Raw genomic sequence first — 17,789 nt, forward strand, 5'->3', positions numbered from 1 at the left:
TGATGTCCACGATTTTTCCCAAGGCTTGTTTTCAAATTTTTATCTAAGATTTTCTCCCCAAATTTGCGCGAAGTCCTGCGCGAAAGCCGGTCCCGAGCGTTGCGCACCGTTCGTGCCGGCCTTCGCACCGCCTCGGCGAGCGTGCTGTACGCCGCCGCCGCGGACGGCTTCGGCTCGGCCCTGATCGAGGTCGTCCCAGGGTCGTGATACCGTCGATCTGATGGACGAACGCCCCCCCTCGTCGTCCGGGAGGTGTTCCTCGTCCGCCGGCCGGTGATCGCTTCGGGGCTCGGCGGCCTGCGAGCGGCGGTGATCCCTGGGCAGAACGGCCTGCACGTGCGCCCCGCCGACTGGATGGACCTGGTGCGCAGGCCTCCCGCTGCACCCACGAGGACGAGTCGTGGCGCCCGCTCCTGGCTCAGGTTACCGTGCCGCATCGCGACGTTGAACGATGAGTTCGTCGCCCTCCACCGCGCCATCCTGGCGCGTCGAGCGCGGCGAATGCCTGTCCTGCCGCAATACGGTCATGATAATGCGCACCGGAAACGCCCGGATGTCGGCAGGGCAACACGAACCTTTTTTCGATTTGTGGCATTCGAGGGCAAGTCGGAACGCGCTTTGACAGCCGTGACGGGGAATGCGACCCCTTGAGACAGATGAGCGCTTCGGAGACCCGGCCGGCATGCCCTTCTCCTACACCGTCACCCTCGACGACCCGCGGAAGCGCCGCGAGGACGCGACGCTGCTGACCGACATGCGGGCCGCGCTCGACGCCTGGTCCCGCTCCATCACCGGGATGGGCACGGTCGACGTCCAGCTCAACGTCACCTCCTTGCCCGGCGGTTTCCTCGCCGATGCCGGCCCGGCGCTCGAGCTCGCGGTCGACAAGGACGGTGCCCGCACCGTGACGCAGAGCAACGTCATCACCGAGCTTCTCACCGGCCTCGACGCGAACGGGGTTGCCCCCGACCTGACCGTCAACGTCAACGCGGATCTGCTCTCGAGCCTCTACCTCAATCCCGCGCCGTCCCCGGGCGCCGCCGTGCCGCGCGGCAAGTACGACGCGGTCACGGTCCTGACCCACGAGATCGCCCACGCCCTCGGCGTCTCCGGGGCCCGCGATTCGTCCACCGGTGCGCTGCCAGCCAGCGCCGAGACGACCTGGGACCGGTTGGTCACGCTGCAGCCCGACGGAACCGCTGTCTTCACCGGGTCGAACGCGAAGGCCGTCCATGGCGGTCCCGTGCCGGTGACGACGCTCAAGAACGGCGAGCAGTATTACCACCTCGCCAACAGCGCCTCGGACCCGCTGAGCAAGGATCTCCTGGGCGGCACCGGCCTGTCGGCCGGCGAATCCCGGTCGATCTCGCCCCTCGACCTGGCGATCCTGCGGGATCTCGGCCTCAGCGTCTCGACCGTGGACAAGCTGCAGTTCGGGACGGTCGTGCACGACGCGCAGGATGTGGGTGGCCAAGTCTACCTGCTCTACGATGCGCTGCTCGGCCGCGCTCCCGATCCGATCGGCTTCGAGACCTGGATCGACGCGCTGCAATCCGGCACGCCTCTCCGCACCGTCGCGGCGGCGTTCCTCGCTTCGTCGGAAGGGCAGGCGCGGACCGGCGCACTCGGGAATGCCGACTTCGTCGAGCAGCTCTACCACACGGCCCTTCGCCGCCCATCCGATCCCGGCGGCCTCGCCGCCTGGACGGCCGCGCTCGACGGCGGCATGAGTCGGGCCGACGTGGCCTTGGGCTTCGTCCGCTCGTCGGAGCACGTCGCCAACCTGAAGCCAACCTTCGACGCGGGCGTCTACGTGCCGAATCCCGAGGCGGCGGAGGTCGCGCGGCTCTATCATGGTGTCCTCGGCCGCGCGCCCGATTCCGGCGGCCTGGCGGCCTGGACGTCGGCCGTCGACCACGGCACCTCGCTGGAACTGATCACCGGTTCGTTCCTGCAGGCCCCGGAGGTCCAGGCCAAGGTCGGGGGCTTGAGCAACGCGCCGTTCGTCGACGCGATCTACGTCACGGCCCTCGGCCGCCACGCCGAGGCCGGCGGCCTCGCGACCTGGACCGGCCAGCTCGACAGCGGGGTGTCCCGCGCGAGCGTCACCGTCGCGATCGCCGAGAGCCTCGAGGCGACCCTGTACCACGCCGCCGATATCGAGACCGGCTGGCGTCTCGCCTGACGGCGGCCCGAGGGACGGGGGCGAGCCCGTCGCCTGCCCCGCGCGGGCGACGGACCGAGGCCGGCTGGTCGAAGGGAGCCACCTGCGATCGTCAAGGCATCGTTCCGCCAAGACTTTGGCGCGGCAGACTTTAGCGCGGCAGACGGGGCGCGGCATCGGGACGAAGTCCGTTCGACCCGTTCCGATGCCAGCCAAGGTCGGATCCCCGCTCTTCCGTGTCGGAGGGGCGAGACCCGTGCCACGTCTTGTCCACGGACGGTCCCGCATTCCCGGCGCCGCCTCGCGCCAAGCCTTCGCGATCGGCTCGCTCAGCGGCTTGACGAGGTGGCTCTGCACCGAGCGCTCGCCGCTCCTCGACCGGCAGGCCCGGTACGAGGCGCGCACCGCCGAGGCACCGAGACGCTCCGTCCCGGTCGGCGGCCCGAGGATGCGCAAGCCGCTGCGCGGCGAGCGGCTGTCCGGCCACCTCGAGACTTGGCAGCGAGACTTGGCAGCAAGACTTGGCAGCAAACCTTGGCGGAGCGTCGCGATGCGCTACCACACGCTCGCCGGAACACGCGCCTCGCGGGATCGCGCCTCGGCCTCACGGCTGCCGGCATCGGATCGCCCGGGCGAAGCGCGCGGCGGTCCGTTCGTCGCGGCAGAGGAGCCACAGGGAGTCGCGGGCCGAGAAGTGCCGGTCGAACAAGTCGATCAGCGCGGTACCCGGACGTGCCAGGTCCGGCCAGCGGTAGAGCCCGAAGCCGAAGGTTTCCATGATGGCGAGGCCCGCCGCCACGTCCCAGATCTTGGTGTTGACGCAGGTGGCGTCGAGCCGCCCCAGGGCGAGGAGCGCCGCATCGGCGGCGGCACTGCTCTCGCTCCAGGGAAAGAAGCCCTGCTCGTAATCGAGCGTGTAACGCTGGGCCGAGATCGGCAGCCAGCCGACATGGTAGGTCTCCCGGTCCGGCCGCCGGAGGAGCCGCAGGTCCCCGATCCGCCGGCCTGCCAGGGTGGGCGCCCAGAAGGCCACGCCTTCGGCCGCAGCGAGGATCAGGCCGCGCTGGTCCGCCTTGCGGCGGGTCGCGAAGGGGTCGCTCCGGTCGTCGAACCGGGCCGGCAGGCTGATGACGCCGGCCCGGGGCCAGCCTGACCGGCAGGCCGCCACCATCGTCCCCCAGCTCGCCAGCCCACCCGCATACGGCTTCGTCCCGTCGATCGGATCGCCGATGAAGGTCCACTCGCTCCCGCCGAGGAGCGCCCGGGCCGCGTCGAGGCCCAGCTCGTCCGTGCTCTCCTCCTCGATCAGGCGTGGGCCGAAATGGGCGTGAAGCAGCCGGCTGACCGCGAGGTCGGCCTCGGTCAGGGCCTGCCCGAGATCGCCGTCCTTGTGCGTGACCGAGACGCCCTGGTCCCGATGGGTGAGCGCGAGAGCGCCGGCTTCCTCCGCGAAGGCGAGGAGACGCTTAAGGATGGGACAGGGGACGATCATCGGCGATCCAAGTTGGGGCTCCTCCACGGCAGGCTCTTCTGAGGTTGCGGCGCCGGCCGGTGCCCTCGTCGCCGGGACCAACGTCGTTCCGCGAGGCCGAGCGCTGGCGCCGGCCGAATGCGCCGTCAAGCTCCGCCGAGAGAGGGTGGCCCCGGCCCGGCGGCCGGGGAATGAGACCTCGTGGCGGCCATGGACGGGTGGGCCGCGATCTCGTCGGGCGACGAAGCCTCCCCGCCGCCCGACCCGCGCTTGCGCCACGGTTATGGCGGCAAGCCCGTATCCTGCGCCCGACCTGTCTTCGGACCGATCAGGCGAACCGCGTCACGCCTGCGCGCCGGCGAGCTTGTCCTGCGTCTTCGTGTCGAAGTCGCTCGCGTCGTGGCGCTCGTGAAGCTGGTCGGCCGGATCGCCGGTGAGGCGGTTGACCTTGCGCCCGCGCTGCACCGCCGGCCGCGCGAGGAGCTGGTCGGCCCAGCGCAGGACGTTGCGATAGCTCTGGACCTCGAGGAACTCGGCGGCGTCGTAGAGCCAGCCCTTCACCAGGCCGCCATACCAGGGCCAGATCGCCATGTCGGCGATCGTGTAGGCGTCGCCCGCGACGAATTCGTGCTCGGCCAGCCGCCGGTCGAGCACGTCGAGCTGGCGCTTCGACTCCATGGCGTAGCGGTTGATCGGGTATTCGAACTTCGTCGGGGCGTAGGCGTAGAAATGGCCGAAGCCGCCGCCGAGGAACGGCGCCGAGCCCATCTGCCAGAACAGCCAGGACAGGGTCTCGGCCCGCGCGGCCGGCTCGGTCGGCAGGAAGGCGCCGAATTTTTCCGCCAGGTAGGTCAGGATGGCGCCCGATTCGAAGACCCGGATCGGCGTCGGGCCGCTGCGGTCGACGAGGGCGGGAATCTTCGAGTTCGGGTTGGCCTCGACGAAGCCGGAGCCGAACTGGTCGCCGTCGCCGATGCGGATGAGCCAGGCGTCGTACTCGGCGCCCGTGTGCCCGAGCGCGAGCAGCTCCTCCAGCAGGATCGTGACCTTCTGCCCGTTCGGCGTGCCGAGCGAGTAGAGCTGGAGCGGATGCCGGCCGACCGGCAGCGCCTTCTCGTGCGTCGCCCCGGCGATCGGACGGTTGATGCTGGCGAAGCGGCCGCCGCTCTCCTTGTCCCAGGTCCAGACCTTCGGCGGCACGTAATCGGCTCGATCGCTCATGGGGCGCTCTCCGGTGTTGCGAGGCAACAGATAGGCGCGACGGGGGCCACGAGAAAAGAGCGTTGCCGCACCCGGAGCTTCGGCGCCGGTCACGAAAGCCGGGAGGAGGACCGCATGGCGGAACTCGCCGGGATGGTGCACGGGCGGCGCCGGATGATCCGGCGCCGCCGCTCGTCGGGGATCAGGCCGCCTTCGAGGTCGTCGCCTGCCGGGTCGTGTCCTCCATCTGGCGGCGCAGGGCCACCACGTCGAGATCGCTCGTGAGCTCGACGTCGTCCACGCTCACGACCCTGTCGCGGGCGACCGGGCGCTTGAGCTTGACGTTGTGGGCGAGCCCGATCGGCAGGGCGCCGAGCGCCAGGCTCTTCGAGGCCGGAATGGCGTTCGCCCACACCGCGTAGCCGCCCTCGCCGTCGAGCATCTCGCCGGCTTTCAGGTCGCGCTTGGCGGTCGCCACCGCGTCGCCGCGGAACTCCTTCGAGCAGCCGGTCGGCTCGTTGCGCAACACCGCCGACAGGACGCTGACGCTGGTCTCGAGCCCGATCATGTGGAAGGGGCGCCACATCGAGCCGTACCAGCCCGACGGGTCGGTGAGCAGGCCGTACTGCTTGAAGCAGGCCTTGGTGTATTCGCTCGTCGCCTTGAAGGTGACGAACACGCCGTAGCGGATGTTGTTGAACACCTCGCGCCCGTCCGGCTCCTGGCTCGCCGCGATGTCGACGAGGCCCGAGCGCGGCAGCCGCCCGCCGTCGCTCACCGGGCGGAAGACCCGGGCGAGGTCGTGCAGGCCGGTCGGCGGGAAGGCGAGACCGTCATCGGGGCAGTCGAGCCCGGTGCCGTTGGCCACCGCCGCCATCTCGATCGCCGCCTTCGTGCCGTCGGTGAACGAGTTGTACATCTTCGGGTTGAAGTCACCCTTCCGCACCTCCTCCTCGGACCAGCCGAAGAACCCCCACACGGTGTCGGGCGTGGAGTAGCGGTAGCGCGGCTCGAAGTTCATCCCCTTGCCGGCCGAGGTCAGCTCGAAGCCGCAGGAGCGGGCCCAGTCGACGAGCTCGCAGATGATCGCCGGCTGGTCGCCATAGGCCATCGAGTAGACGACGCCCTGGCGGCGCGCCCGCTCGGCGAGCAGCGGGCCGCACAGCACGTCGGCCTCGACATTGACCATCACGACGTGCTTGCGGGCATCGATCGCCTGGAGGGCGTGGCGGATGCCGGCGATCGGATGGCCGGTCGCCTCGATGATGCACTCGATCTCATCGCAGGTACTGAGCGCGCCGGCATCCTCGGTGACGAAGGTGCGGCCGCTCTTGACGGCATCGCCCATCGAGGTCGCGGCGTAGCGCTCCGCGGGCCAGCCGACCCGGGCGAGCGAGGCGCGGGCGCGGCCGACATCGAGGTCGGCGACGGCGACGACGTGCAGCCCCTCGATGCGCTGGGCCTGGGCCAGCACCATCGAGCCGAACTTGCCGGCGCCGATCAGCCCGACGCGGACCGGCCGGCCGGCCGAGGCACGGGCGACGAGCAGGGTGGAGAGATTCATCGGTTTCCTCCTGGGCCGACCGGGCTCTCGCCGCCGCATCTCGAAGGAAGGCGGGGCCGGTTTCGGCGAGATCCCGGCGCGGTCGTGAACCGCCCGGCGAGACCTGACGCCAGGACGCTAGAAGCGGGCTCCGTGAAGGACAATCCAGATTTCCAAAACCATCGTGTAGCCTGGCTAAAGGTTCGCGGCGGCCCGCTCCGCCGTCCAGGCGTCGCGCTCGCGGCGGATCCAGTCGACGAAGGCGCGCACCTTGCGGTGCCGCAGGTGATCGGGCGGGCAGGTCACCCATTGCGTCACCAGGGTGATCCGCGGCGGGGCGGCGAGCGGGCAGGCGAGGCGCCCGGCCCGCAGGTCGCCCCACAGCATCAGGTCGCTCTCGAGCGCGATGCCGAGGCCGCTTGCGGCCGCGTCGATCGCCATGTGGGTGCGGTCGAACAGCAGCCGGCGCCAGCGCGAGGCCGGCACGATTCCCGCGAGCTTGAACCAGTGCGCCCACTGCACCTGCGACTTCACCGAGTGGATCAGGAGGTGGCGCGGCAGATCCTCCGCCGCGAGGCTGCCGGGCGCGGCGAGCGACGGGGCGCAGACGGGGCGAAAACTCTCCTCCACCAGCCCCTCGGCGAACAGCCCGGGCCAGCCGCCGGTACCATGGCGGATCTCGACGTCGACGCTCTCCTTCTGGAACGCCGTCGGCTCGTTGGTGCCGTCGAGGCGCAACTCGATGTCGGGATGGGCGGTGATGAAGCCAGCGAGGCGCGGCAGCAGCCACTTCGTCGACAGGCTCGGGGTCGCCCGTACGGTCAGCGTCGTCACCGAGCGGAAGCCCTGGATGCGTTCCGTCGCCTCCATGATCCGGTCGATCTCGGCCCCGATCATCTCGAAGTAGCGCTCGCCGGCCTCGGTCAGCACGATGGCGCGGCCGGCCTTGCCGATCAGTGCCGTGCCGAGGGCCAGTTCGAGGGACTGGACCTGCTGACTCACCGCCGAGGGCGTGACGCCGAGATCCTCGGCCGCCCGGGTGATGCTGCCGGAGCGGGCGACGGCGTGGAAGACCGTGATGGCGCGAAGCGGGACCGACATCCCGACACTTTAGCGCCGCTACACGAATGTGCAATTAATCTGGATTGTCCTACACGGATGTGGCTCCTTAGTCTCTTGCCTCACGCGAGACGAGACGCCCCGGGTCAGGGGTGCCGGACACACGGAGGATGACGGGCGCGAGAAAAGCGCCTGCACGCCATCACGCCTCCCCGACGTCTCGACCCAAACGATGCCGCACCGCGGGCCCCGCGGATGACGGTGCGCCGGAGGAAACCCATGACGTCCACACCCGAGTCCGGACCTTCGCGCCGCCTGTTCCTGGCCGGCGCCGCCGCGTTTCCGCTCGTCGCGATCCGCACCCGACCGGCGCGGGCAGCGGAGTTCACATACAAGCTCGCCACCGGCCAATCCCTGACCCAGCCGATCAACGCCCGGCTCGACCAGGCCTGCCAGCGCATCCGCGAGGCGTCCGGCGGGCGGATGGAGCTGAAGTTCTTCCCGGCGAGCCAGCTCGGCTCCGACACCGATCTCATCACCCAGGTGCGCAGCGGGGGAATCGAGTTCCTCAACATCGCCGGCTCGGTGATCTCGACCGTGGCCTCCGGCGCGGCGATCACCAATGTGGGATTCGCCTTCTCCGACTACGACCACGTCTGGCGCGGGGTGGACGGGCCGATCGGCGAGTATGTCCGCACCCAGATCGAGAAGGCCGGCCTCATCGTCGCGGCCAAGGCGGCCGATAACGGCTTTCGCCAGATCACCTCGAACGCCAAGCCGATCCGGACGCCCGACGACCTCAAGGGCTACCGCATCCGCGTGCCGGTGGCGCCGATCTTCACCTCGCTGTTCTCGAGCCTCGGGGCGAGCCCGACCTCGATCAATTTCAACGAGCTTTACACCGCACTCCAGACCCGGCTGGTCGACGGCGAGGAGAACGGGCTGGTGACGATCGAAGCCGGCAAGCTCTACGAGGTGCAGAAGTACCTCACCGAGACCAACCATATCTGGGACCCGTTCTGGATCGTCGCCAACCGGCGCGCCTTCGGGCGGCTGCCCGGGCCGCTCCAGGAGATCGTCCGGCGCGAGCTCGACCGCGCCGCGATGGAGGAGCGCGAGGACGTCGTGCGCCTGACCGGCACGCTCAAGGGGCAGCTCACCGCCCGCGGCCTGACCTTCGAGACCGCCGACAAGGCCGCCTTCCGCAAGGGCCTGACCCAGGCCGGCTTCTACCGCGACTGGCGGGAGAAGTTCGGGCCCGAGGCGTGGAAGGCCCTCGAGGCCGTGACGGGGGACCTGGCATGAGCGCGCTCGCCGACGCCCCCGGGCAGCCAGCGGCCGCCCTTCCCACCGACTGGCTCGGCTCGGCCGAGCGAACCTTGCGCCTCGCCGTCGAGGTGCCGGCGGCGCTTCTGGTCGCCGCCGAGGCCCTGATCCTGTTCGCCGGCATCGTCTCGCGGGCGATCGGGCATTCGATCATCTGGAGCGACGAACTCGCCTCGATCCTGTTCCTGTGGCTCGCGATGCTCGGCAGCGTCGTGGCGGTGCAACGGGGCGAGCACATGCGGCTGACCTTCGTGGTCGGCTCGCTCTCGCCCCGCGCCCGGGCCTGGTGCGACGCGCTCGCCGTCGGCGCGGTCTTCGCCTTCCTGGCCCTGATGCTGCACGCGGCCTACGACTACACCGAGGACCAGTCCTTCGTGGAGACGCCGGCGCTCGGCTGGTCGGGCACGGTGCGGGCGCTCGCCGTGCCGGTCGGCTTCGTGCTGGCGCTCCTGTCCTGCGGCTTGCGCCTCGCCCGGCATCGCGTGGCGGACCTCCTCGGCGTCGGGGCGGTGCTCCTCGGCATCGTCGCGCTCCTCAGCCTGGCGGCACCGTGGTTATCCGGGATCGGCAATGCGGCGCTCCTGGTCTTCTTCGTCGGGCTCCTCGGCATCGGGATCCTGGCCGGCGTCCCGATCGCGTTCTCGTTCGCGCTCGCCACCTCGGCCTACCTGCTCACCACCACCGCGACGCCCCTCACCATCGTGGTCGGGCGGATGGACGAGGGGATGAGCAGCCTGATCCTGCTCGCGATTCCCCTCTTCGTGCTGCTCGGCCAGCTCGTCGACGCGACCGGGATGGCGCGGGTGATGGTGGCCTTCCTCGCCTCGCTGCTGGGCCACGTGCGGGCCGGCATGTCCTACGTGCTGCTCGGCGCGATGCTGCTCGTCTCGGGCATCTCCGGCTCGAAGACCGCCGACATGGCGGCGGTCGCCCCGGTGCTGTTTCCCGAGATGCGCCGGCGCGGCATGAAGGACGGCGAGCTCCTGTCGATCCTCGCCGCCTCGGGGGCGATGAGCGAGACGATCCCGCCCTCGATCGTGCTCATCGCCATCGCCTCGGCGACCGGAGTCTCGATCGCCGCCCTGTTCACCGCCGGGATCCTGCCGGCCCTGGTGCTCGCCCTCGTGCTGGCGGCGGTGGCGCGCTACCGCGCCGGCAAGGAGGAAGATGCGGTCGTCATTCCGCGCGCCCCGGCCTCGGTGGTGAAGAAGACCCTGCTGATCGCGTTGCCGGCCCTGCTGCTGCCCTTCCTGATCCGCACCGCGGTCGTCGAGGGCATCGCCACCGCCACGGAGGTCTCGACGATCGGCATCGTCTACTCGCTGGTGCTCGGCCTCGTGATCTATCGCGGCGGGCTGAAGGCCTCGGAGATCCTGCCGATGCTGGCGCGGACCGTCTCGCTGTCGGGGGCGATCCTGTTCATCGTCGGCGCGGCGAGCGCGATGGCCTGGGCGCTGACCCAGTCGGGCTTCTCGCACGACCTCGCCCGGGCGATGGCGGCGGTGCCGGGCGGCAAGACCGGCTTCCTGCTGATCTCGGTCGTCGCCTTCATCGTGCTCGGCAGCCTGCTCGAAGGCATTCCGGCGATCGTGCTGTTCGGCCCGCTGCTCTTCCCGATCGCGCACCAGTTCGGGATCCACGAGGTGCACTACAGCATGATCGTGATCCTGGCGATGGGACTGGGCCTCTTCGCCAGGGCAATCGGGTGAATGCGGGAGGTGACAAGGACCGGAAGCTCTGAATCGGTCGTCCGCCACGACGTGGTTTAGGAGGCGGGCGATGGACGAGGCGAGCGAGCCGGTAGCGGCGGTGTTCGAGGCGACGGTGTTTCTCGATCATTTCGCGGACCTGCCCGATCCGCGCCAGCCCGGCAAAGTCGCCTATCGCCTGGACGAGGTTCTGCTGCTGGCGTTGCTGGCCATCCTGGCGGGGGCTGAAGGCTTCACCGATATCGCCCGGTTCGGTCACACGAAACTCGACCTTCTGCGCCGATTTCTGCCGTTCCGGAACGGCACGCCGAGCCACGATCATCTCGGTGACATCTTCGCGGCGCTCGATCCCGTCGCATTTCGACGCTGCTTTGCGGCCTGGGCCGCGACGCTGACGCAAACGCCGCTCGACGTGATCGCGATCGACGGCAAGACCTCGCGGCGCTCGGGCCGGGCCGGTGCGCGAGATGCCCTTCACGTCGTCTCCGCCTTCGCCGCACGCCAGCGGTTGGTGCTGGCCCAGACCAAGGTGAGCGGAAAGTCCAACGAGATCGCGGTAATCCCGGCCCTGCTCGACCTCCTGTCGATCGAGGGGGCGATCGTCACCATCGATGCGATGGGCTGCCAGCGTGCCATCGCCCACAAGATCCTCGACAAGAAGGCCGACTATGTCCTGGCGCTCAAGGGCAACCAGGGCACGCTGCACGAGGACGTCACGCTCTTCGTCGAGGAACAGAAAGCTCGGGACTTTGCCGATTGCACCGTCAGCACGCACGAGACCGTCGAGGGCGATCACGGGCGGATCGAGACCCGGCGCGTGACTGTCATCCATCAGGTCGCCTGGCTCCAGGCGCGCCACGCCTGGCCGGGGTTGAAGAGCCTCATCGTCGTCGACAGCACCCGTGACTTGAGCACCCGTGACCCGGTAAACAGGATCGAGCGTGAGACGCGCTGCTATCTGACCTCGTCACCGCTCGGCGCCGACCGCCTCGGGCCTGCCGTCCGGCAGCATTGGGCGATCGAGAACGGCCTGCATTGGATCCTCGACGTCACCTTCCACGACGATCAGTCTCGCATCCGTACTGCTCATGCCCCCGAGAACATGCTGACGGTCCGCCACATCGCGGTGAACGTCGCAGCCCGCAAAAAGGGCAAGGATTCCATGCGCCTCGCCCTCAAAACCGCAGGCTGGGACGACGACTACCTCGTCAGGCTCGTCGCACCATGACCCTTCACCCGATTGCCCTGGCCTCTTCGCCCCGCCCTTCGGCCTCTGCTACTACGCCGCCTGCATCATCGGCGGGGTCGCGCCCGAATCCGGGATGCGCCGGATCTGGATCTATCTCGGCGCGCTGTTCCTCGGGCTGCTGGTCCTCACCTTCGTGCCGTGGTTCTCGATCGGATTCCTGTGACCGGGACTTCCGGGCGACGATGAGCATGAGGTCCGGAAGCGTGCTTCCGGACCTCTTTTTCCAGTCTCGGGAGCGTGCGGGGGGCCGCCTCAGTCCAGCGTCGCCCCCGACTGCTTCACCACTGCCCCCCACTTGGCGATCTCGTCGGCCATGAAGGCCCCGAAGGCGTCGGGTGCGAGCGGGCGGGAGGTGGCGCCGAGACCGGCGAACTTGGCCGCCACCGCCGGCTCCTGCAGCGCCCGGACCGTCTCGGCGTTGAGGCGCGCGACGATCTCCGCCGGCGTTCCCTTGGGCGCGACGAGGCCGTTCCACGCGATGGCGACGTAGCCGGGCAGGGCCGCCTCGGCGATGGTCGGGATGTCCTTGGCCAGAGGCAGCCGCTCGGCCGAGGTGATGCCGAGCGCCCGCACCCGGCCGCCTTCGACATGGGCGAGGACCGATTGCGTGGTGTCGAACATCAGGTCGCAGCGTCCGGCGATGACGTCGGTGATCGCCGGCGCGCTGCCGCGATAGGGGATGTGGGTGAGCTTGACCCCGGCCATCGAGGCGAACAATTCGGCGGCGAGATGCGTCGACTGGCCGATGCCGGACGAGGCGTAGTTCAGCGCACCCGGCTTCGCCTTGGCGGCGGCGATCAGGTCGGCGACCGAACGCGATGCCGATTGCGCCGGCACGACCAGCACCAAGGGGTTCTCGGTCAGCAGTGCCACCGGCGCGAAGCTCGTCCGCGTGTCGTAGTTGAGCTTGCGGAACAGCGTCATGTTGATGGCGTGCGCCGTGGTGGCGACGCCGAAGCTGTAGCCGTCCGCCGGTGCCCGGGCGACGATCTCGAGGCCGAGATTGCCGCCGGCTCCCGGCCGGTTGTCGATGACGAGGGGCTGGCCCAAAGCATGCGACAGCCGCTCGCCGGCGATGCGGGCGGTGATGTCGGTCGAGCCGCCGGGCGGGTAGGGCACCACGACGGAGATCGGCCGGGCCGGCCAGGCGGCGGCGCGGACGGGCCGGGCCCCGAGGCCGAGGGTGCCGGCGAGGCCAGCGACGACGTCGCGGCGGCGGATCATGGTGCGCTCCCTTCCTCGAACACGACGGCGTCGAGCGCCAGGCACTCGCCCGGCTCGGTGCCGACCAGCATCGGGTTGACGTCGAGGCTGGCGAGTCCCGGCTGCGTCGTCATCAGCTCGCCGACGGCCACCGCCGCGGCGAGGTAGGGCTCGATCGCCCAAGGCGCCTCGCCGCGCACGCCGTCGATCAGCAGTGCGATCCTGAGAGTCCGAAGCGCCCGCCGCACCTCGCTTTCCGTGAACGGCGGCAGCAGCAGGGCGATATCGGGCGTCGCCTCGACGTACTTGCCGCCGTCGCCCACCACCACCACCGGCCCGAAGAACGGGTCGCGATGCGCGCCGAGCACCAATTCGCGCCGTCCCCGCGCCATCGCGGCGACGATCACGCCGGAGAACTGATGACCGGCCTTCGCCAGCCCCGCCCGGCAGGCCTCGAAGGCGGCGCGGACCGCATCCGCGCCGCTGACCCCGAGATGGACGAGGCCGAGCTCGCTCTTGTGCGCCACCTCGGCCGAGCATCCCTTGACCGCGACCGGGCCGCCGATCTCGGCCGCCGCGGCGACAGCCTCCCCGGCCGTGCGGCAGAGGCGGTGGCGGACCACCGGCACGCCGGCCCTCGCCAGGACGGCCAGGCTCTCGGCCTCGTCGAGGAGGCGGGGCGGTGCCCCGCTCGGCGGGGGCGGGGCCGGATGGGGCGGCCTGTCCCCGACCGCCGCCATGCGCTCGTGGTGGGCGATGAACTGGTGCAGGGCCCGGACCGCCTCGCCCTCGCCGGAGAAGACCGGCAGGCCGCGGGAGCGGAACGGCGCCGCGACCAGCTCCTGGGGGGCGACGATCACCACCGGCTTGCCCGTCGCCGCGGCGAAGGCGGCGGTGTCGCGGCCGAAATCGTCGACGGCATAGGCTCGCCCCGCCACCGGCACCCCGACCAGGAAGGCGTCGGCGCTCGGATCCTCGGCGATCACAGGCAGGATCTGGCTGAACAGGGCGGAGTTCGTCATCAGCGCGGCCGTGATGTCGACCGGATTGCGGGTCGCGGCGAAGCTCGGCAGGATCGCCCGCAGGCGTCCCTGCGTGTCGTCGCTCAAGGGAGCAAGGTCGAGCCCCGCCTGCGAGGCCGCGTCCGCCGCCATCACGCAGGTCGCGCCCGAATTGCTGATCGCCACCATGCGCCGGCCTTCCGGGCGCCAGCCCTTCAGGTACAGCTCGGCCGCCGCCACGAGGTCGGTGGTATCGCGCGCCCGCCAGATCCCGTGCTGCTCCAGGAAGGCGTCGACCAGCCGGTCCTCGTTGGCGAGCGCCCCGGTATGCGACTGGGCCGCCGCCTGCCCGGCGGCGGTGCGGCCGGACTTGAGCGCCACGATCGGCAGGCCGCGGTCGCGGGCGACCGCGGCGGCTTCTGCCAGATGGTGCGGGTCGGGGATGCTCTCGAGGTAGAGGAGCAGGAGCTTGAGGGCCGGATCGGCCGCGACCGCGGCGGCGAGCTCGCACACCGTCACGTCGGCGTCGTTGCCGGTGGCATGGGTGTGGCGCACGCCGATGCCGCGGCCGCGCAGGAGCCCGTAGGGCACGACGCTCATCGCCCCGCTCTGGCTGACGATGCCGACCGGGCCATCCAGCGGCGGGACCTCCAGGAACATGCTGGAGAAGCTCGGCACCGCCCCGGTGCCGAAATTGGCCAATCCTTGCGAGTTCGGGCCGATCATCCTGAGGCCCCGGGCCCGGGCGCGCGCCACCATCGCCCGCTCGGCCGCCTGGGCCTTGGGGTCGGCGGTCTCGCCGAAGCCCGAGGCCATCATGATCGCGACCTTGACGCCGATCTCGGCGCACTCGTCGAGGGCCGCCACCGCCGCCTCGCCCGGCACCGCGATGATCGCGAGGTCGGGGGCCTGCGACAGGGCCGAGAGGCGCGGCACCGTGCGCCGGCCCTGGACCTCGTCGCGCCGCGGGTTGACCGGCCAGACCTCGCCGCGAAAGCCGAACTGCGTCAGGTAGAGGAGCGGCCGGCCGCCGATCTTGTCGGGATTCTCGGACGCGCCGATCACCGCGATCGATCGCGGGTCGAGCGCCGCCTGGAGGCTCGCGGTCATGATTGGCTCTCCGGGGTGACGAAGGGGACGAGGCCGGACCCGAAGGCGCGGAACGTCGTGTGCACGGGGTCGCCGATCGCCACGCCGTCAGGGGGGCAATGCGCCATGAAGCGGAAGCCCTCCTCTGCATCGACCAGCGCGAGGCCGTAGGGGGCGTGGGCGCTCAGCTCGGCGGACGGCGCGCGCGCCACGACCGTGACGGCGTAGACCGTGCCGCGCCCGGTGGCCGGTTCCACGCCCAGATCCTCGCTGCCGCATTCCGGGCAGAACGGGCGGCGGACATACTGGACGTGGCCGCAGGCCCGGCAGCGCGCGAGCGCGAGGCCTTCGGCCCCCGCCGTCCAGTCCGGAATCTCCGCGCTCATCGGCCGTTCTCCAGGACGAGGCTGACATGGGAGGAGAGCACGCCGCCGTCGCCGTGCAGCAGCGCCAGGCCTGGGGGCGCGACCTGCCGCGGGCCGGCCTGTCCCCGCATCTGCCGCACGGTCTCGGCGAGGTGGGCCATGGCACCGCCGACGCCGCAATGGCCGTAGCTGAGGAGGCCGCCATGGGTGTTGAGCGGCATCGCGCCCTCGGGCGAGAAGTGGCCCTCGCGGGCGAGCCGCCCGGCGGCGCCCCGCGGGGCCAGGCCGATCTCCTCCAGCAGGATCGCGAGCGTGATGGTGAAGCTGTCGTAGATCGCCGCGTAGCGGATATCGGCGAGCGCGACACCGGCTTGCGCCAGCGCCCGGCCGGCGCTGTCGCCGGCCCCGAAGGCGGTGAGCGAGGGGGCGGCGCTGACGTGCTGATGGGTGTGGGCCTGCGCGGCGCCCCGGATCCTCGGTCCCGGCCTCGCGGGATCGGCGCGCTCGATCACGAAGGCGCCGCCGCCATCCGAGACCGGGCAGCAATCGAGCAGGCGCAAGGGGGCGGCGATGGGCTTGGAGTCCCGCACCATCGCGGCGGTGATCGGCTCGGTGAGATGCGCGCCCGGCGTGCGGGCGGCGTTCGCCCGCATCAGCACCGCGAGTTCCGCGATCCCGTCGATGCCGTGCTCGTGGGCGTAGCGGGAGGCGACGAGGCCGTAATAGGCGGGGATGGTGGGCCCGAGCGGCACCTCGTAGGTCGGGTGGCCGACCTGGGCCAGCGTCTGGATCGCCGCGTCGCGGGTCTGGCCCGAGAGCCGGTTCTCGCCGGCCACCACCAGGATCCGCCGCGCCGCGCCCGCCTCGATCAGCAGATGGGCGAGCATCACCAGCGCGAAGCCGGTGGCGCCGCCGAGCTGCACCGCGTGGGCGTAGGATGGGTGCAGGCCGAAATGCTCGGCGAACACCGTCGAGAGCATCAGGTGCGGGTGGGTGGTCGAGTAGCCGGTGATCAACCCGTCGATCTCGCGCCGCTCCAGCCCGGCATCGCTCAGGGCATCGGCGGCGGCGCGGCTCATCAGGTCGAGGGTGGAGGCGCCGGACAGGCGCCCGAACGGGGTGAGGCCGATGCCGGTGACGAGGCTCATCGGGGATGCCCCGCGAGCCGGCAAGCATGGACGATCTTCCGCATGGCGGAACGGGGCATCGGGTGTCCTCCCGGTCGGACCGTCTCGGCTGGGGCGAGCATCCTCTGCCGGCGGCCTCTTGTCGGAATGTCGGAAGATGGTTGCCTTCCGCCGAATAGCCTGTCAACACTGTTCCATGCCGGGTAACGATCAAGGTCGTTCTCCGGCGGGGAGAGCCGATATCGACCGAAGTAGTTCCGCCATACGGAACACACCCACAAGGGCGGCGGTCTCGGGAACGCTTGTGAGAGGCGCCATGCACCGTCGGCTGTGCCTGGGTGTGCTCGCGTCGCTGGCCCTGCCGGGGGTGGCGCGCGCGGCCTATCCGGATCGGATCATCCGCATCGTCGTGCCGTTCCCGCCGGGCGGGACCACCGACATCCTGGCCCGCCTCGTCGCCGACCGGCTCGACAAGCGCTTCGGCCAGCACGCCATCATCGACAACCGGCCCGGCGCGTCGGGCAATATCGGCACCAAGGCGGTCGCGGGGGCGGCGCCCGACGGCTACACGCTGGTGATGGCGACGACGAACACCCACGGCATCAACGTCGCGGTGTTCAAGAGCCTGCCCTACGATCCGGTCCGCGACTTCGCCCCGGTCACGGTCGTCGCCTCGACCCCGAACGTGCTCCTGGTCAACCCGGCCTCGGGCATCGCCGACCTCGCCGCCCTGATCCGCCTCGCCAAGGAGAAGCCCGGGTCGCTCGTCTTCGGCTCGACCTCGACCGGCGGCTCGCCGCACATGTCCGGCGAGCTCCTGAAGGTGATGGCGGGGATCGAGATGACCCACGTGCCCTACCGGGGCGGCGGGCCGATGCTGAACGACCTCATCGCCGGCCACATCAAGATCGGCTTCGACAACCTGCCCTCGGCGATCGGCCATGTCCGGGCCGGGACCCTGCGGGCGCTGGCCGTCACCACCGCCGAGCGCTTCCCGACGCTTCCCGACGTGCCGACCATGGCGGAGGCCGGGGTGCCGGGCTTCGACGTGCCGGCCTGGTTCGGCCTCCTGGCGCCCGCCGGCACCCCGCGTCCCGTGATCGACCTGCTGCAATCGCGGATCGCCGCGGTGCTCGCCGAGCCCGAGACCCGGGCGCGGCTCCTCGAGCTCGGGGGAACGCCGGGCGGCATGAGCCCGGACGCCTTCGGGGAGATCGTGCGGCGCGAGGTGGCCCGCTGGCCGGCGGTGGTCGCCCGCACCGGTGTGGCAATCGAGTAGGGGA

13 protein-coding genes and 1 pseudogene are annotated in these 17,789 nt (G+C 70.8%); 6 read left to right on the forward strand and 8 right to left on the reverse strand.

Annotation, left to right across the window (positions count from 1 at the left end; all coding sequences use genetic code 11):
* Positions 1-682 precede the first annotated feature (682 nt).
* Complete coding sequence (locus DA075_RS30355; protein WP_164712566.1) at positions 683-2,185, forward strand: DUF4214 domain-containing protein; 1,503 nt, start codon at positions 683-685, stop codon at positions 2,183-2,185.
* Positions 2,186-2,768: 583 nt separating this feature from the next.
* Here DA075_RS30355 and DA075_RS30360 read toward each other — a convergent pair.
* From DA075_RS30360 to DA075_RS30375, 4 genes are all read right to left on the reverse strand, one after another.
* On the reverse strand, positions 2,769-3,656 hold the full coding sequence (locus DA075_RS30360; RefSeq protein WP_099956910.1) for an inositol monophosphatase family protein: 888 nt from the start codon (positions 3,654-3,656) through the stop codon (positions 2,769-2,771).
* Between the two features lie 321 nt (positions 3,657-3,977).
* Complete coding sequence (gene yghU / locus DA075_RS30365; RefSeq protein ID WP_099956911.1) at positions 3,978-4,856, reverse strand: glutathione-dependent disulfide-bond oxidoreductase; 879 nt, start codon at positions 4,854-4,856, stop codon at positions 3,978-3,980.
* Positions 4,857-5,037: 181 nt separating this feature from the next.
* On the reverse strand, positions 5,038-6,399 hold the full coding sequence (locus tag DA075_RS30370; RefSeq protein ID WP_099956912.1) for an NAD(P)H-dependent oxidoreductase: 1,362 nt from the start codon (positions 6,397-6,399) through the stop codon (positions 5,038-5,040).
* A gap of 174 nt (positions 6,400-6,573) precedes the next feature.
* A complete protein-coding gene (locus DA075_RS30375) occupies positions 6,574-7,479 on the reverse strand; it encodes a LysR substrate-binding domain-containing protein (protein ID WP_099956913.1) in 906 nt (301 codons plus the stop codon).
* A 237-nt stretch (positions 7,480-7,716) separates the two neighbouring features.
* Between DA075_RS30375 and DA075_RS30380 the strand changes: the two genes are divergently transcribed.
* From DA075_RS30380 to DA075_RS38455, 4 genes and pseudogenes are all read left to right on the forward strand, one after another.
* Positions 7,717-8,742: a TRAP transporter substrate-binding protein gene (locus tag DA075_RS30380; protein WP_099956914.1), complete on the forward strand. Its 1,026-nt coding sequence runs from the start codon at positions 7,717-7,719 to the stop codon at positions 8,740-8,742.
* Positions 8,739-10,472 (forward strand): TRAP transporter large permease, encoded by a 1,734-nt coding sequence (locus tag DA075_RS30385; RefSeq protein WP_099956915.1) that lies wholly within the window; start codon positions 8,739-8,741, stop codon positions 10,470-10,472. Before DA075_RS30380 ends, DA075_RS30385 begins: the two co-directional genes overlap by 4 nt.
* A gap of 70 nt (positions 10,473-10,542) precedes the next feature.
* Entirely contained in the window at positions 10,543-11,700 is a 1,158-nt protein-coding gene (locus DA075_RS30390; RefSeq protein ID WP_167456062.1) for an ISAs1 family transposase, read from the forward strand.
* 19 nt (positions 11,701-11,719) lie between these two features.
* Positions 11,720-11,884, forward strand: a pseudogene (locus tag DA075_RS38455) (TRAP transporter large permease subunit); the annotation flags it as partial.
* A gap of 89 nt (positions 11,885-11,973) precedes the next feature.
* On the opposite strand, the gene DA075_RS30400 reads toward DA075_RS38455, so the two are convergent.
* From DA075_RS30400 to DA075_RS30415, 4 genes are read right to left on the reverse strand one after another with little or no spacing between them, the layout of a single operon-like run.
* Positions 11,974-12,945, reverse strand: coding sequence for a Bug family tripartite tricarboxylate transporter substrate binding protein (locus DA075_RS30400; RefSeq protein ID WP_099956916.1), 972 nt, complete (start codon positions 12,943-12,945; stop codon positions 11,974-11,976).
* Complete coding sequence (locus tag DA075_RS30405) at positions 12,942-15,035, reverse strand: acetate--CoA ligase family protein (protein WP_099956917.1); 2,094 nt, start codon at positions 15,033-15,035, stop codon at positions 12,942-12,944. Before DA075_RS30405 ends, DA075_RS30400 begins: the two co-directional genes overlap by 4 nt.
* Positions 15,032-15,400, reverse strand: coding sequence for a Zn-ribbon domain-containing OB-fold protein (locus tag DA075_RS30410; RefSeq protein ID WP_099956918.1), 369 nt, complete (start codon positions 15,398-15,400; stop codon positions 15,032-15,034). Before DA075_RS30410 ends, DA075_RS30405 begins: the two co-directional genes overlap by 4 nt.
* Positions 15,397-16,527, reverse strand: coding sequence for a thiolase family protein (locus DA075_RS30415; RefSeq protein ID WP_099956919.1), 1,131 nt, complete (start codon positions 16,525-16,527; stop codon positions 15,397-15,399). The genes DA075_RS30410 and DA075_RS30415 overlap by 4 nt, the downstream gene beginning before the upstream one ends.
* Before the next feature lie 295 nt (positions 16,528-16,822).
* On the opposite strand from DA075_RS30415, the gene DA075_RS30420 reads away from it, so the two are divergent.
* The gene (locus DA075_RS30420) at positions 16,823-17,785 is read left to right on the forward strand and encodes a Bug family tripartite tricarboxylate transporter substrate binding protein (RefSeq protein WP_099956920.1); all 963 of its coding nucleotides are present in this window, start codon (positions 16,823-16,825) and stop codon (positions 17,783-17,785) included.
* Positions 17,786-17,789: the final 4 nt, after the last annotated feature.

The sequence above is a fragment of the Methylobacterium currus genome (assembly GCF_003058325.1).
GTDB lineage: Bacteria > Pseudomonadota > Alphaproteobacteria > Rhizobiales > Beijerinckiaceae > Methylobacterium > Methylobacterium currus.

Excerpts from the sequence above, each read along its gene's own strand:
- DA075_RS30390 (WP_167456062.1), top strand. The coding sequence starts at position 10,543 with ATGGACGAGGCGAGCGAGCCGGTAGCGGCGGTGTTCGAGGCGACGGTG.
- DA075_RS30420 (WP_099956920.1), top strand. The coding sequence starts at position 16,823 with ATGCACCGTCGGCTGTGCCTGGGTGTGCTCGCGTCGCTGGCCCTGCCG.
- DA075_RS30375 (WP_099956913.1), bottom strand. The coding sequence starts at position 7,479 with ATGTCGGTCCCGCTTCGCGCCATCACGGTCTTCCACGCCGTCGCCCGC.
- DA075_RS30405 (WP_099956917.1), bottom strand. The coding sequence starts at position 15,035 with ATGACCGCGAGCCTCCAGGCGGCGCTCGACCCGCGATCGATCGCGGTG.
- DA075_RS30410 (WP_099956918.1), bottom strand. The coding sequence starts at position 15,400 with ATGAGCGCGGAGATTCCGGACTGGACGGCGGGGGCCGAAGGCCTCGCG.
- DA075_RS30370 (WP_099956912.1), bottom strand. The coding sequence starts at position 6,399 with ATGAATCTCTCCACCCTGCTCGTCGCCCGTGCCTCGGCCGGCCGGCCG.
- DA075_RS30385 (WP_099956915.1), top strand. The coding sequence starts at position 8,739 with ATGAGCGCGCTCGCCGACGCCCCCGGGCAGCCAGCGGCCGCCCTTCCC.
- DA075_RS30360 (WP_099956910.1), bottom strand. The coding sequence starts at position 3,656 with ATGATCGTCCCCTGTCCCATCCTTAAGCGTCTCCTCGCCTTCGCGGAG.
- yghU (WP_099956911.1), bottom strand. The coding sequence starts at position 4,856 with ATGAGCGATCGAGCCGATTACGTGCCGCCGAAGGTCTGGACCTGGGAC.
- DA075_RS30415 (WP_099956919.1), bottom strand. The coding sequence starts at position 16,527 with ATGAGCCTCGTCACCGGCATCGGCCTCACCCCGTTCGGGCGCCTGTCC.
- DA075_RS30400 (WP_099956916.1), bottom strand. The coding sequence starts at position 12,945 with ATGATCCGCCGCCGCGACGTCGTCGCTGGCCTCGCCGGCACCCTCGGC.
- DA075_RS30380 (WP_099956914.1), top strand. The coding sequence starts at position 7,717 with ATGACGTCCACACCCGAGTCCGGACCTTCGCGCCGCCTGTTCCTGGCC.
- DA075_RS30355 (WP_164712566.1), top strand. The coding sequence starts at position 683 with ATGCCCTTCTCCTACACCGTCACCCTCGACGACCCGCGGAAGCGCCGC.